This window comes from Enterobacter cloacae complex sp. P47BA, from assembly GCF_014930485.1.
Classification (GTDB): Bacteria; Pseudomonadota; Gammaproteobacteria; order Enterobacterales; family Enterobacteriaceae; genus Enterobacter; species Enterobacter bugandensis.
The window spans coordinates 22505-36324 of sequence record NZ_JADBRF010000021.1; the positions used below are offsets into that span (position 1 = coordinate 22505).

Consider the following 13820-nt stretch of genomic DNA (forward strand, 5'->3'; position numbering starts at 1 on the left):
CAGGCAGGTTGTGTTTTCTTTGCTGAGCGCCCGCGTCTCAGGCGCTCAGCAAAAAACTGCGGGTAGGAAAAACCTGCCCGCATCAGGATTACGCGGTGGCGCGTTCGTTCCAGGAATCGGAATGAATGATGTTGCCGTCTTTGTAGGTCCAGGTGATTTTTTCGTAACGCAGCTCGATCTGCTCAAGGTGGTTATGCTTCTCGAAAGAAGGATCCTTGATGTCGTGCATCACCGGGTTCACTTTCACCACTTTGACGTTCTCAAGTTTGGTGTTGAAGTACTCCACTTCCTGGCCCGCATCGTTGATTTTGTACCACTTGAACTCAGCGGATTTCAGGGTCTGACCCGTGGTCACCGCCTTGTACAGGTACGGGCTGGAGGAGTCGATTTCCTTAGTGAACAGGAACGGGGTGTGGATACGGGTCCCGGTCAGCTTGCCGGTGTTGTTATCGGTCGGGATGTACAGGTTGTGCTGCTGTGCCACCACTTCGATGCTGCCTTCACGATCCTGAACGTCCACAGACCCTTTAATGTCCGCGCCGCCGTCGTCCTTCAGCCAAAGATAAACAGGAATTGCCATGTTAATTACTCCGTTTTATTTTCTGAGACGCCATCATCCTGCGATGACGCCGGGTGTTTGCCGGGTATCTGACAGGCATTGGCCTGCGGTACCAGACTGATTTCGACACGACGGTTGAGCGCCCGCCCTTCCGGAGTGTCGTTGGTTGCGGCAGGACGGCTTTCGCCATAGCCCTGTACCGCAAAACAGCTTTCCGGCACGTCGCCGGTGTCACGCATCCAGTTGCGTACCGCTTCGGCACGTTTCAGGGACAGCGTCTGGTTCAATTGTGGATTGCCGGTGTTATCGGTATGCCCTGACACAACAATCAGCCAGCCCGGTTTTGCTTTGATACCGACCAGGGAATTGACCAGCAGCTTCGTCGAACCGGGTTTAAGGTCGTATCTGCCGGTATCGAACAGCGACATGCTGTCGAGGCGCACAATTTTCGGTACTGGTTTGGGCTGCGGCTGAGGTTTGGGGGGCGGAGGAACATACGAACGGATGGCCTCCAGCACCGGCATCCGGAGTCGCTCCCCCTGATAAAGCCCCAGGCCTAATCGGGCCGGTACGCCGTTACGCGCCTGGTCATCCAGCAATGCCGCATCCTTTTGCAGGACGGCAACGGCGTCGGCTTTCGGACCGTAGTCATCCATAGAAATGCGATCGTAACGGATAATATCGAAGCTCACGCGATGCAATAGCTGGCGATTATTCCAGCCACTACAAAGCAGCGCGGTAATAGCAGCCAGGGTGAAAATGCCAAGGACGCAGCGCCAGGTCCGGGCACGGGGAGTGAGTCCTCCCCCTTCCGGTAGCTGTGGCAGGATGAAATCCGGAAGTGGGGAGATCACCGTACTGTCCGTTCCCACCGGGTGCCAGCCAGACACCTGCTGCATGGCGGTATGACGCGACAACCACGCCGTCCAGGCCGATGACGCAAGGCTTCCGGCAAGAATCGGCCCCATTCCCCACAGCATTGCTGCAGGTGCAATGGCCGGAACATCAGGATTATCATCGATGAATACCGCCTGGACATGCTGATGGAACCAACTCATCAGGCTATTCATCAGCACCTGCTGCTGCATCACAGGCGCACCGCCGGTGGTGACCCATGCGGCAATTGAACAAGGCGCATTCGACTCACGCCAGACAGTCCACCCTTCACCCGGAATAGCGGCCTGCCAGAGCATGTCATCCGTCATCGCACTGCCTATCTGACCATTCAGAATCAATGGCACAGAATGTCCCGTTTCTTTACGCAACTGACTAATTTGCCAGCGCAAAGCCAACAGACGACTTGTCAGGGCTTCGCTGTCGACGTGTTTCTGCGGACAGACACTGACCATCACCGACAGCTGACGCCCCCAGTCCGGGCGCTGCAACAGTACCTGACGGGCAACCTGCTCCAGATCCTGATGATCCTCAACGCGGATCCAGCATCCCTGCGTGACGGTCAGTACCGGTGACTGTTGCGGCCAGGTCAGAGGCATATCACCACAAACCAGCACCACAGGTTGACGGTAAGTGGTTTCAGGAAGGTCATCCAGACGCAGGCTGGCGTCATGCTCCGCACGAGGTTTGGCGATATACCAGAACGCGACGATAACCCCGATCATCGCCAGCAGAACGAGCACTGAAGCCAGCCGGGATAACGGCAAAAAAGCCAGGCATACCACAGCACTCAGCAGGGCGGCCCACAGCGCAAGCCCGCGCTGTTGTACAGGACTCATTTTATGACTCCCGGCAACAGGGTCAGCAGCATCTGATCGAGCCATTGATCCAGTCCCCACCAGAGCGCGGCAAGAACAATCACGCTCAGGCCGATACGAGCGGGCCATGACGCCAGCCAGCCTCCCGTCCCCCGTCCGGTGCGACTCTCTGCCAGAACAGGGTGAGTCTGCGGATAGCTGAACGGCGTAACACGTTCATTGAGGGCGCTGACCAGCTTCTGACGCTCAGGATCGCTTAGCGAGCGGTAACTACCCAGAAAACCGAGCATCATTACCCGCTGAAAGCAGGTCAGTACGGCATTGTCTGGTGCAGGTTCACGCAGCACATCGCGCATCCTGTCACACAAGGTGTCACCGGCATCCATCGTGCCGAGGAAGTGTCCCTGCAAAGGAATGTCATACCACTGCACACAGGCATCATCCTCTACACCGCGGCCTTTTACCGCTTCATCAAGCAATGCACATTGTGCAGTGAGGATATGCCTACAGCTGGCTTCATCGAGCTCACTCGCTTTTAGTTCACGCTGAACGCGCTCTACATCAGCGATACAGCGTTCCCATAAGACCCGACCTTCACCTTCCTGAAACAGCGGGCCATGGCGAAGGCTGATGACCTGAAGCCAGGTATCCTGCAGCAGTGCGTCAATATCAACAGGCACGGCAATGCCGCGTTTACGCTCACTCATGTTCTCAGTACCGCAAAGAGTTCAAGTTCAGGCTCACCAAGCATGCCCGGGACGTAAAACATGCATGTCCCGCTCTGGAGCATTTCGGCCGCCAAAGGATGCGAGAGGTCGAGACTGAAATACTGATTTTCCAGGCGCAACGGAATGGCGGCTGGCACATGACGCAGCGGCATCAGCGGTACACCCACGCGGGATGAGTTGACGATCCCACGCACATGGTCAGGACTGCCCACCTTACACTGGCGCGGGAACTGTTCCTGCAACTGCGCCACCGGTATCGGCGACCGTACAGAAAGATAGTAATCCGCTCCTTCGCGCAGACGCGGGTCATGCAGGCGAGCCTGCCAGAAGTGCAGTCGTGGGTCATAGTCGAGCGTCAGAGCCACCACGCGGGACGGCAGACTGGCTTCAAGCAGATCGCTAAGTAAATCAAACAACGGCGGAAATACCGCGTTGAGTTGCTCATGATGCCAGACCGGAATAGCGTTCACCTGGTGCTCCAGAGAAAATGTCAGCAAGCTCCCCGCCAGGCGAGAAAGCTCCGGATACAGACGTTCCGGCGGGCTTTGCAGATTACGCTGGAACTGACCCAGTACGGGCTCAGCGCTATTCAGCGCGTTGAGCAGCCAGAACAGAGAGACATCAGCCACGGCAAAGTCAGCCATACGCTCATTGCTTTCGCGCCGCATTGCCATCAGACGACAGAGTCGAGCCCGTAGCTGGGTCATGAGCTGTTCCAGTTGGGTTACCAACCAGGGGCTGCCCTGAATGGTCAACAGCGGAGGAAGAAACGTCTCATCTAATTGCCATAACCCCTGCGAATCTTGCTGCAGGCGGGCGACCGGACAAGTCAGATAATCACTGTTGTTCTGATGGTCAAAACGCAGCGTCAGTTCCGGTTGCATCACCGCAATCTGACGGGTGTCTTCCCCAAATGCATTGCGCACATCCCGCCAGCGCTGGCGATAACGCACCGGGCGCTCGGCCACTTCATCGGGTTTAAGGCAGTTACCGCCATTCGCCCGCAGTAGCGGAAGCGCCAGCATCACCGTCACCTCCTGCGATTCACTTTCAAGCGACAACACAGGCGGCAGAGAATCTGCATTGTCTGTATCAATCAGCGTTCCGTCCTGAAAACGGACATGCAGATGACGGGCCTGGAGACATCCAAGCTTGAGAGATTCCGGTTCGAAAGTGGCGTCAATGACCCCCCAGGGTGAGATGAGTCCCAGCCGGGCAATACATTCGGCAGACCAGGCCGCATACGCGACCTGTTGCTGAAAATGCTGGGGAGAGACCATAATGCCCCTACCCCATAACGGTTGTTCCGTTTTCATCGGCTTCCTGCCTGTTTTTACGCTTTCGCTTTCGGCATCTGTGAAACAAGCGACAAATTGACGTCCATCCCTTCCACCTGGAAGTGCGGGATAGCGTACAATTTCACGCGGAAGAAGCCCGGGTTGTCCTCAATATCTTCTACCACTACTTTCGCGTCACGCAGTGGGTGAGACGCCTGAAGTTCATCGCCCGGATCGGTCATTTCGGTCACCAGACTGCGGACCCAGGTGTTCAGCTCCAGCTCCAGAAGTCGGCGATCCTTAGTGGTGCCAATGTTTTCGCGCTGAATCAGCTTCAGGTAGTGGGCGATACGCGACAGCAGGAAGATGTACGGAAGACGCGCATTGATGCGGCTGTTCGCCGTTGCATCTGCGGTGTCATAGAGCGCCGGTTTCTGCGTGGAGTTAGCCGAGAAGAAGCAGGCGTAGTCGCGGTTTTTGTAATAGGACAAAGGAATGAAGCCCAGATTCGCAAATTCGAATTCACGGGTTTCAGGAATCATCACTTCGCTCGGGATTTTTACCTGATTGCCGGTACCGAGATCGTACAGATGGATAGGCAGGTCCTGAACCGCACCACCAGCCTGTGGCCCACGGATCTGTACACACCAGCCATTATTGATAAAGCTGCGCACCATGTTGGACGCAAAAGCAAACGATGCGTTGGTCCACAGGTATTTGTCGTGATCCGGACCTTTGACTTCTTCGACATAATTGAAGCTACGAACCGGAACGGTATCCGGGCCATACGGCAAACGTCCCAGTACGCGGGGCATCACCAGACCGATGTAGCGCGCGTCGTCCGTATCGCGGAACGATTTCCACTTGATGTACTCGGCGCGGTCAAAATAGTTACCAATATCTTTAATCGCAGCAACGTCTTCCATTGAATCCTTGAGGAAGAATTTCGGGCCTGCCGAGCCGATAAATGGCATATGTGCCGCAGCAGAGACTTTAGAGATATTGCGCAGCAGAGCGACATCCTGCGCTGAAGCGTCGAACTCGTAAGCGGAAATCAGCGCCGCAATCGGCTCGCCGCCCGGGGTATCATATTCGTCGATGTAGGTGTGTTTATAAAGACCACTCTGGATCACCTCCGGACAGTCTTCAAAGTCCTGGCGCAGGTCTTCTTTAGACATACTCAGAAGCTCAATTTTCACGTTCTGGCGAAAATCGGTTTTATCCACCAGCGACTTCACCCCACGCCACAGGCTCTCAACCGCCTGAAATTCATCATGGTGCATTACAGCGTCCAGCTGGCGGCTGATCTGAAAATCGAGCTCAGCGATGTGGTGATCAATCAGGCTTTTATCCAGTTTTTCGACTTTCGAGCCTGCTTTGGTCAGACACTCCAGAAAGACCTGCATACCTGCAGTCAGACGTTCATCGGCGGTGGCATCCGACATCGCCTGCGCATCTTGCCAGATATCCAGCGCGCTCAGCTCAGAGACCGGGCTCAGATTGATTTTCTCAAACAGGGAAGCGTAAACCCCACCCGCTGCTGGGCGCTCCAGCACCACGCTTTCACCGCCAGTAATATTATTTTGTACAGACATGAGCATTCCTTGATTAATCCGTTAAAACAGCCTGATGGTTAGGATTTTTTTGACGCCAGTGCGGATAATTCATTTCGCAACTCAGCGCTAAGCGACTGGTCAAGAACGATTTTTTCCAGCTCTTTTCGGAAAGTCTGGTTGTCCAAAAGGTTGGCTTTCAAATCACGGAGCAAGTTGCGCATCGCCAGCATCGCCTTCAGTTGCGGTATCTGAGCAGCCACCTGCTCTGGCGTGAAATCTTTCATGCTCTGGAAAGTCAGCTGAATGTTGTCCTCACCGCCATCATCAGCCAGCGTATTTTTAACGGTCAGATTAACTTTTGGGGAATATTCGGAAAGAACGCTATCAAAATTGTTCTTCGTGATATTAACCTTTTCGCGCTCAAATATTGGCGCTGTGTCCTGCCCATTACTAAAATCACCCGCAACAAGCAATTTCAATGGTAATTCCATTTTCTTGCTTGCTCCGCCAGTATGCAGGTCAAGCTTTAGGTTAATACGTGCCTTAGGCACTTCATTCTGAAAACTGTCAGCCATCTCATCATCCCTCTTTGGTTTTGCTATGCCAACTTCACGGTATCGCGTTGATGCGCAATCATAGAATAATGATCGACACAAAATCAAATACGCAGATCATTAACCCGCAATGAGAAATTTCTTAAGAATTTTCTGCTAAACTATTATTGTGTAATGCCCTGCCAAGGCAGAAAAAGAAACTACTCTTTTCGCGCAAACCAAATATTTATATCGTTAAAAGGATCGCAACCAGTGAGATACAAATAAAAACAACTTATTTTGATTTGCATCACGACACTTTGTCAAAAAAGCATGAATTAACTGAAAGAAGCTATTGAGGAACACAAAAAAAGAAGAAACGAAAAATTATGAAAAGTGAATATTTTATTGATGGCATGAATAATAAATAAGATTTTTCCTTATGAAAATTCTTATTTATTATATGTAGTAAAAAATTCATTTCCGGATACTTAACGAGTCGTCAATCATTAATACCGTGCTTGTTCGTGAATTGACTTTATCCTTGCACAGAGGCTTCTGCTCGCCGCCCAAGAAGGAGGGATGCTCTCAATGCGGCTGTTTATAAAATCTGTAAAATCAAACACCTTCTGGATCGTCGCTTTTTTAATCAAAAACGAGTAATAGCACATATCGTATAACGGTGTTACATTATACCGCCCACCCAACGTCAGCTATGGCCAGGTAACGCCGTAAAGATCGGTAAAGCCTGCAACCATGACCTTGTACTACGGTCTAATAGGCACGTGGTATCGCACTAAGCGTTACTTTCACCGGCTCTACATAGGTTTCTCTATTTTGTCTCAATCCAAATTTCAACGCGCGTTTTTACACCCGCGTTACTGGTTTACATGGTTTGGTCTTGGCGTTCTCTGGCTGCTGGTACAACTCCCCTACCCTGTGCTGCGTATGCTGGGGTCGAAACTGGGCAGCGCATCCCGCTATTTCCTGAAGCGTCGCGAATCTATCGCGCGTAAAAACATCGAGCTTTGCTTTCCTCAGTACAATGCTGAAGAGCGCGAAAAACTGATCTCTGAAAACTTTAAATCCATCGGCATGGCGCTGCTTGAAACCGGCATGGCCTGGTTCTGGCCGGATGAACGCGTCCGTAAATGGTTTGATGTAGAAGGACTGGACAACCTTAAACGCGCTCAGCTGCAAAAACGCGGCGTGATGGTTGTTGGCGTGCACTTTATGTCGCTGGAGCTTGGCGGGCGCGTGATGGGCCTTTGTCAGCCAATGATGGCAACCTACAGACCGCACAACAGTGCACTGATGGAGTGGGTTCAGACGCGAGGCCGCATGCGCTCCAATAAAGCGATGATCAGCCGTAACAACCTGCGCGGTATGGTTGGCGCCCTGAAGAAAGGTGAGGCCGTCTGGTTCGCTCCTGACCAGGATTACGGACGCAAAGGCAGCAGCTTTGCCCCCTTCTTTGCCGTGAAGGATGTAGCGACGACCAACGGGACTTTCGTCATTTCGCGTTTGTCAGGTGCCTCCATGCTGACCGTGACGATGGTGAGAAAAGCGGATAAGTCAGGCTACCGTCTGCACATCTCTCCGGAAATGGCTAACTATCCGGAAAACGAGTGTGAAGCGGCAGCGTTTATCAATAAGGTCATCGAAACTGAAATCATGCGCGCACCGGAGCAATATCTCTGGATGCATCGCCGTTTCAAAACGCGTCCTCTTGGCGAAGCCTCCCTCTATATTTAAGCCCTGCATGAAGGTTAGTTTCGCTAAGAAACTAGCCTTTTCAATCACCTGTCATCTCACTGCAAAACCGTCTTTGATGGCGTCGCCCAAAGTGAATTTATTGCGCTGTGAAATCAAACTGTCGCCGTTCCACGACACTCGTAAGTGGCGGAAATTATTTAAAAAAATCCCTCTTGTCACCCCTCATTTTTAAGCGTACATTAGCGCCGTCTGGCACCAGGAAAGCACAGAATTCTGAGCGGGAGTCATCGGCGTAACGGGAAAATTCTCATTTCTGTTTAGCCGGGATTTCAGTTCTCTATAATCAGTTGGACTCTGTTTTTAAATGCGTACCACAAGATACGCGGAGCGATGAAACGTGAAATATTTCTTTATGGGCATTTCGGTGATCGTTTTAGTCTGGGCCGGAACCTTTGCCCTGATGATCTAGTGAGAACATGCAGTCAAAAAAACAGGAGCCATTTGGCTCCTGTTTTTTTGTCATGAGGACACGGGGTTTTCAGCAACGCTCTTTGCTGAGAGCAGGCCATCGGCCCGGAACATACTCTTGATGCCCCTCACCGCCTGACGAATACGGTCGCTGTTTTCGATTAAAGCAAAGCGCACGTGGGTGTCGCCATAATCACCAAAGCCGATACCCGGGGACACACACACCTTCGCGTCCTGCAGCAGCTTTTTAGCAAACTCCAGCGAACCCATCGCTGCGTACGGTTCCGGAATTTTCGCCCAGACATACATGGACGCTTTCGGCATCTCCACCATCCAGCCAGCCTCATGTAACCCTTTTACGAGTACGTCGCGGCGACGTTTATACTGAGCAGCAATGTCGTGAACGCACTGCTGATCGCCCTCCAGAGCGGCAATAGCGGCAACCTGCAGCGGCGTGAAGGTACCGTAATCGTGGTAACTCTTGATACGCGCCAGTGCACTTACCAGCGTTTTGTTACCCACCATAAAGCCAATACGCCAGCCCGCCATGTTGTAGCTTTTCGACAGGGTAAAGAACTCCACCGCCACGTCACGCGCGCCAGGAACCTGCATTATCGACGGGGCTTTCCAGCCGTCATAGACGATATCGGCGTAGGCTAAATCATGAACCACCAGCACGTCATAACGCTTGGCCAGAGCGACAACTTTCTCGAAGAAATCAAGCTCCACGCACTGGGCCGTTGGGTTCGACGGGAAACCGAGGATCATCATCTTGGGTTTCGGGTAGCTTTCGCGAATGGCACGTTCCAGTTCGTTAAAGAAATCGACACCTTCCACCAGCGGAACAGAGCGCACCTGCGCCCCGGCAATCACCGCGCCGTAGATATGGATTGGGTAACTTGGATTGGGTACCAGCACCGTATCACCGTGATCCAGCGTGGCCAGCATCAGATGTGCAAGCCCTTCTTTCGAGCCGATGGTGACAATCGCCTCACTTTCAGGATCGATATCAACCTGATAACGATCCTGATACCAGCGCGAGATCGCGCGACGTAACCTGGGAATACCGCGCGAGGTTGAGTAGCCGTGCGTATCCGGGCGCTGGGCAACCGTGCAGAGCTTTTCAACGATATGCGGTGGCGTTGGGCCGTCAGGGTTACCCATGCTGAAATCGATAATATCTTCGCCGCGCCGACGCGCAGCCATCTTCAGTTCAGCAGTGATATTGAAAACATAAGGGGGGAGACGATCGATACGCGTAAAACGGCGTTCAGGACTGAATTCAGCCATAGATTCCTCAGATTAACGTTAGCGCCCGGACCGTCCGAGCGACGCTGCCACCGATGTGGCGTGCTTAGAAAATAACCTGAAAAAAATCACCCTGTCGAGAGGGAAATGAAAAAAAAGCGCCCGCGTGAAAACCGGAACACTGCAATACATGAAAGTGAAAGCAGGGTTCTGATATTGGCTTTCCGTTAGCCGTTATTTAACACAATGATATCAAAACAGTTACCTGGTGATTTGGCGCTGAGAAAAAATCGGGTAGCATCAATCCTCATCTGACAATCCCCTTTGTAAAATATGGTTTTTCCTCATTTGATAAACCCGACGGATAGCTGGTCAATACGCCCCAGGTTTTTTATCATGGTCCTTTCCCGTTTGCCCAGGTCTGCTCCGTGCACGAGATATTCACTATGCTGCTGGCGGTTTTTGACCGTGCGGCATTAATGCTAATTTGCCTGTTCTTCCTGATTCGCATTCGCCTGTTTCGCGAGCTTTTGCATAAATCCGCACACTCGCCGAAAGAGCTGCTGGCCGTTACCGCCATCTTTTCCCTGTTCGCACTGTTCAGCACCTGGTCCGGGGTGCCGGTAGAGGGTTCGCTGGTTAACGTGCGCATTATCGCCGTCATGTCCGGCGGAATTTTGTTTGGCCCGTGGGTGGGTGTCATCACCGGCGTGATTGCCGGGACCCATCGCTACTTGATTGATATCGGTGGCGTAACGGCAGTGCCATGCTTTATCACCAGCATTATCGCCGGGGTGCTTTCCGGCTGGATCGGCCGCAAGATCCCCAAAAAACAGCGCTGGCGCGCCGGGATTGCTGCGGGCATGGTGTGCGAAACGCTGACCATGATCCTTGTCGTCGTCTGGGCCCCCACCACCGCGCTGGGGCTGGATATCGTCTCGAAAATCGGTATTCCTATGATCCTGGGCAGCGTCTGCATCGGTTTTATCGTGCTGCTGGTACAGAGCGTTGAAGGGGAAAAAGAGGCCAGCGCCGCCCGTCAGGCCAAGCTGGCGCTGGATATTGCCAACAAAACGCTGCCGCTCTTTCGCCACGTTAACGCGGAGTCGCTGCGCCAGGTCTGCGAGATTATCCGCCACGACATTCACGCTGACGCCGTCGCCATCACCAATATCGACCACGTGCTGGCCTACGTAGGCGTTGGAGAACACAACTATCGCGACAGTGATGATACCATTAGTCCGACCACCAGACAGGCGATTAACTACGGAAAAATCATCATTAAAAACAATGATGAAGCTCACCGAACGCCGGAAATTCACTCGATGCTGGTGATCCCGCTATGGGAAAAAGGCGTTGTGACGGGCACGCTGAAAATTTATTACTGCCACGCGCATCAGATCACCTCCACGCTTCAGGAGATGGCCATTGGCCTGTCGCAGATTATCTCTACTCAGCTTGAGGTCTCCCGGGCAGAACAGCTGCGTGAGATGGCAAATAAGGCAGAGCTGCGCGCGCTGCAGAGCAAAATTAATCCCCATTTCCTGTTTAACGCGCTCAACGCTATCTCCTCTTCCATTCGTTTGAATCCGGACACCGCGCGCCAGCTGATTTTTAACCTGTCGCGCTATCTGCGCTACAACATCGAACTGAAAGATGACGAGCAGATCGACATTAAAAAAGAGCTTTATCAGATCAAAGACTATATCGCGATTGAGCAGGCGCGCTTTGGCGACAAGCTCACGGTGATTTACGATATTGATGAAGAGGTCAACTGCGTGATCCCGAGCCTGCTGATCCAGCCGCTGGTTGAAAACGCGATTGTTCACGGTATTCAGCCCTGTAAAGGCAAAGGTGTGGTCACCATCAGCATCACCGAAAGCGGCAACCGGGTGCGAATTGCGGTACGCGATACCGGCCACGGGATTGACCCAAAAGTCATTGAGCGCGTGGAGTCTAACGAGATGCCCGGGAATAAAATCGGGCTGCTGAACGTGCACCACAGAGTCAAGCTTCTCTACGGCGACGGGCTGCATATTCATCGTCTTGAACCAGGCACTGAAATCGCTTTTTACGTCCCGAATGAGCGCTCCCCTGTTCATGCGGCGACATCTTTATTACCTCAGGGTGAGTAATATGAAAGTCATCATCGTTGAAGATGAATTCCTGGCTCAACAGGAACTAACCTGGCTTATCAAAACCCACAGCCAGATGGAGATTGTGGGTACGTTTGATGATGGTCTGGACGTGCTGAAGTTTCTGCAGCATAACCGGGTTGACGCGATTTTTCTGGATATCAATATTCCCTCGCTGGACGGCGTGCTGCTGGCGCAAAATATCAATCAGTTTGCCCATAAGCCGTTTATTGTGTTCGTTACCGCATGGAAAGAGCATGCCGTAGAAGCCTTCGAGCTGGAGGCATTTGACTATATTCTGAAGCCTTACCAGGAGTCGCGAATTGTCAGCATGCTGCAAAAGCTGGAGGCTGCATGGCAGCAACAGAGCGCTCCGGCTACCGCCAGCCCGACGATACGGGAAAACGACACCATCAATCTGGTCAAAGATGAGCGCATCATCGTGACCCCGGTCAACGATATCTACTACGCCGAAGCGCACGAAAAGATGACGTTTGTCTATACGCGGCGGGAATCGTATGTCATGGCGATGAACATTACTGAATTCTGCAGCAAGCTTCCGGCAGCCCACTTTTTCCGCTGCCACCGTTCGTTTTGCGTCAATTTAAATAAGATCCGCGAGATCGAACCGTGGTTTAACAACACCTATATTTTGCGCCTGAAGGATTTGGATTTTCAGGTGCCGGTGAGCCGCAGCAAAGTGAAAGAGTTCCGCCAGCTGATGCACCTGTAACGAAAGAGCCCTCTCCCGCGGGAGAGGGTAATGAGGCATCAGAGGATTTGGCCGAGAACCTGACGCAGATGGGCACCCGAACCCAGCAGGCCTGGGTTATCATGCACGATGAGATAAACGGGAATGTCCTGTACGTAGCTTCTGAAACGCCCTTTATCTTCAAACCCACCGCGGAAACCGGAGGCTTTAAAGAAGTCGAGGAAGCGCGGCACGATCCCGCCCGCAATATAGACCCCGCCAAAGGTGCCCAGCGTCAGCGCCAGGTTGCCGCCGAACCGTCCCATAATGACGCAGAACAGCGAAAGAGCGCGACGGCAGTCGATGCAGCTGTCCGCCAGCGCGCGTTCAGTGACGTCTTTCGGCTGCAGGTTTTCCGGCAGACGACCGTCCGATTTCACAATCGCACGATACAGGTTCACCAGCCCCGGCCCTGACAGGACGCGCTCGGCGGAAACGTGGCCGATCTCCGCGCGCAACTCTTCAAGGATAATGCCCTCTTCTTCGCTGTTTGGCGCAAAGTCCACATGGCCGCCTTCACCCGGCAGGCTCACCCAGCGCTGAGCAACATGCACCAGGTGCGACACGCCCAGGCCGGTACCGGCGCCGTAAACCGCAATCGGCTTGCCCTCGACCGGTTCAGCGCCGCCAAACTGAATCAGGTGTTCCGGCTTCAGCATCGGGATCGCCATGGACACCGCGGTGAAGTCATTGATGATTTCCAGATGCGCAAAACCGAGATTCTTTTTCATCTCTGCGATGGAGAATGCCCAGGTATGGTTGGTCATGGCGACCCAGTCGCCGGTTATCGGACAGGCAATGGCGATGCAGCCGTCCTCGACGCTCACCTGATGCTCTTCCAGATAGACGCGAACAACGGCCTCAAGGCTTGGATAATCCAGCCCGGAATAGGTTTTCGCCCGGGAAATTTCACCGCTACTTACATCGCATAATGCGAGGCGCGCGTTCGTGCCGCCCACATCACCTACCAAAGCATACTTTGTCATTCTTCTACTGCTCCGCTAAAGTCAGAATAAATCTTTGGGACACTGTAAATTCAAGGCGTGATAACAACAACGACCGGAAGGTGAATGCCCATGGATTATCGATCTTCGTCACAGAATAACTTTACCGTTTCAGCACCTTTTGCACTATTGC

At 52.9% G+C, this 13820-nt stretch carries 12 protein-coding genes; 4 read left to right on the forward strand and 8 right to left on the reverse strand.

The window, feature by feature from the left end:
* Positions 1-88: 88 nt before the first annotated feature.
* From hcp to tssB, 6 genes are read right to left on the reverse strand one after another with little or no spacing between them, the layout of a single operon-like run.
* Positions 89-580, reverse strand: coding sequence for a type VI secretion system effector Hcp (gene hcp, locus IM299_RS19180; protein WP_028019678.1), 492 nt, complete (start codon positions 578-580; stop codon positions 89-91).
* A gap of 5 nt (positions 581-585) precedes the next feature.
* Positions 586-2292: an OmpA family protein gene (locus tag IM299_RS19185; RefSeq protein ID WP_193357957.1), complete on the reverse strand. Its 1707-nt coding sequence runs from the start codon at positions 2290-2292 to the stop codon at positions 586-588.
* A complete protein-coding gene (gene tssL, locus IM299_RS19190; RefSeq protein ID WP_041908837.1) occupies positions 2289-2978 on the reverse strand; it encodes a type VI secretion system protein TssL, short form in 690 nt (229 codons plus the stop codon). Before tssL ends, IM299_RS19185 begins: the two co-directional genes overlap by 4 nt.
* Complete coding sequence (gene tssK, locus IM299_RS19195) at positions 2975-4315, reverse strand: type VI secretion system baseplate subunit TssK (RefSeq protein ID WP_060573457.1); 1341 nt, start codon at positions 4313-4315, stop codon at positions 2975-2977. The genes tssL and tssK overlap by 4 nt, the downstream gene beginning before the upstream one ends.
* 17 nt (positions 4316-4332) lie before the next feature.
* Positions 4333-5877 (reverse strand): type VI secretion system contractile sheath large subunit, encoded by a 1545-nt coding sequence (tssC, locus tag IM299_RS19200; protein WP_041908836.1) that lies wholly within the window; start codon positions 5875-5877, stop codon positions 4333-4335.
* Positions 5878-5909: 32 nt separating this feature from the next.
* The gene (gene tssB, locus IM299_RS19205; RefSeq protein ID WP_041908834.1) at positions 5910-6407 is read right to left on the reverse strand and encodes a type VI secretion system contractile sheath small subunit; all 498 of its coding nucleotides are present in this window, start codon (positions 6405-6407) and stop codon (positions 5910-5912) included.
* Positions 6408-7199: 792 nt separating this feature from the next.
* On the opposite strand from tssB, the gene lpxP reads away from it, so the two are divergent.
* On the forward strand, positions 7200-8120 hold the full coding sequence (lpxP, locus tag IM299_RS19210) for a kdo(2)-lipid IV(A) palmitoleoyltransferase (RefSeq protein ID WP_028013977.1): 921 nt from the start codon (positions 7200-7202) through the stop codon (positions 8118-8120).
* A 358-nt stretch (positions 8121-8478) separates the two neighbouring features.
* Complete coding sequence (gene ypdK, locus IM299_RS23115; protein ID WP_099458937.1) at positions 8479-8550, forward strand: membrane protein YpdK; 72 nt, start codon at positions 8479-8481, stop codon at positions 8548-8550.
* A gap of 50 nt (positions 8551-8600) precedes the next feature.
* On the opposite strand, the gene alaC is transcribed toward ypdK, so the two are convergent.
* Positions 8601-9839 (reverse strand): alanine transaminase, encoded by a 1239-nt coding sequence (gene alaC / locus IM299_RS19220; RefSeq protein WP_028013978.1) that lies wholly within the window; start codon positions 9837-9839, stop codon positions 8601-8603.
* Positions 9840-10225: 386 nt separating this feature from the next.
* Between alaC and IM299_RS19225 the strand changes: the two genes are divergently transcribed.
* Positions 10226-11932, forward strand: a complete 1707-nt coding sequence (locus tag IM299_RS19225) for a sensor histidine kinase (protein WP_041908832.1) — start codon at positions 10226-10228, stop codon at positions 11930-11932.
* 1 nt (position 11933) lies between these two features.
* Positions 11934-12665: a LytTR family DNA-binding domain-containing protein gene (locus tag IM299_RS19230; protein ID WP_028013980.1), complete on the forward strand. Its 732-nt coding sequence runs from the start codon at positions 11934-11936 to the stop codon at positions 12663-12665.
* A gap of 38 nt (positions 12666-12703) precedes the next feature.
* Here the strand turns inward: IM299_RS19230 and glk are convergent, their stop codons facing one another.
* Entirely contained in the window at positions 12704-13669 is a 966-nt protein-coding gene (glk, locus tag IM299_RS19235; RefSeq protein WP_028013981.1) for a glucokinase, read from the reverse strand.
* Positions 13670-13820: the final 151 nt, after the last annotated feature.

Coding starts and splice junctions, on each gene's coding strand:
- hcp (WP_028019678.1), bottom strand. CDS start 580: ATGGCAATTCCTGTTTATCTTTGGCTGAAGGACGACGGCGGCGCGGAC.
- IM299_RS19185 (WP_193357957.1), bottom strand. CDS start 2,292: ATGAGTCCTGTACAACAGCGCGGGCTTGCGCTGTGGGCCGCCCTGCTG.
- tssL (WP_041908837.1), bottom strand. CDS start 2,978: ATGAGTGAGCGTAAACGCGGCATTGCCGTGCCTGTTGATATTGACGCA.
- tssK (WP_060573457.1), bottom strand. CDS start 4,315: ATGAAAACGGAACAACCGTTATGGGGTAGGGGCATTATGGTCTCTCCC.
- tssC (WP_041908836.1), bottom strand. CDS start 5,877: ATGCTCATGTCTGTACAAAATAATATTACTGGCGGTGAAAGCGTGGTG.
- tssB (WP_041908834.1), bottom strand. CDS start 6,407: ATGGCTGACAGTTTTCAGAATGAAGTGCCTAAGGCACGTATTAACCTA.
- alaC (WP_028013978.1), bottom strand. CDS start 9,839: ATGGCTGAATTCAGTCCTGAACGCCGTTTTACGCGTATCGATCGTCTC.
- IM299_RS19230 (WP_028013980.1), top strand. CDS start 11,934: ATGAAAGTCATCATCGTTGAAGATGAATTCCTGGCTCAACAGGAACTA.
- glk (WP_028013981.1), bottom strand. CDS start 13,669: ATGACAAAGTATGCTTTGGTAGGTGATGTGGGCGGCACGAACGCGCGC.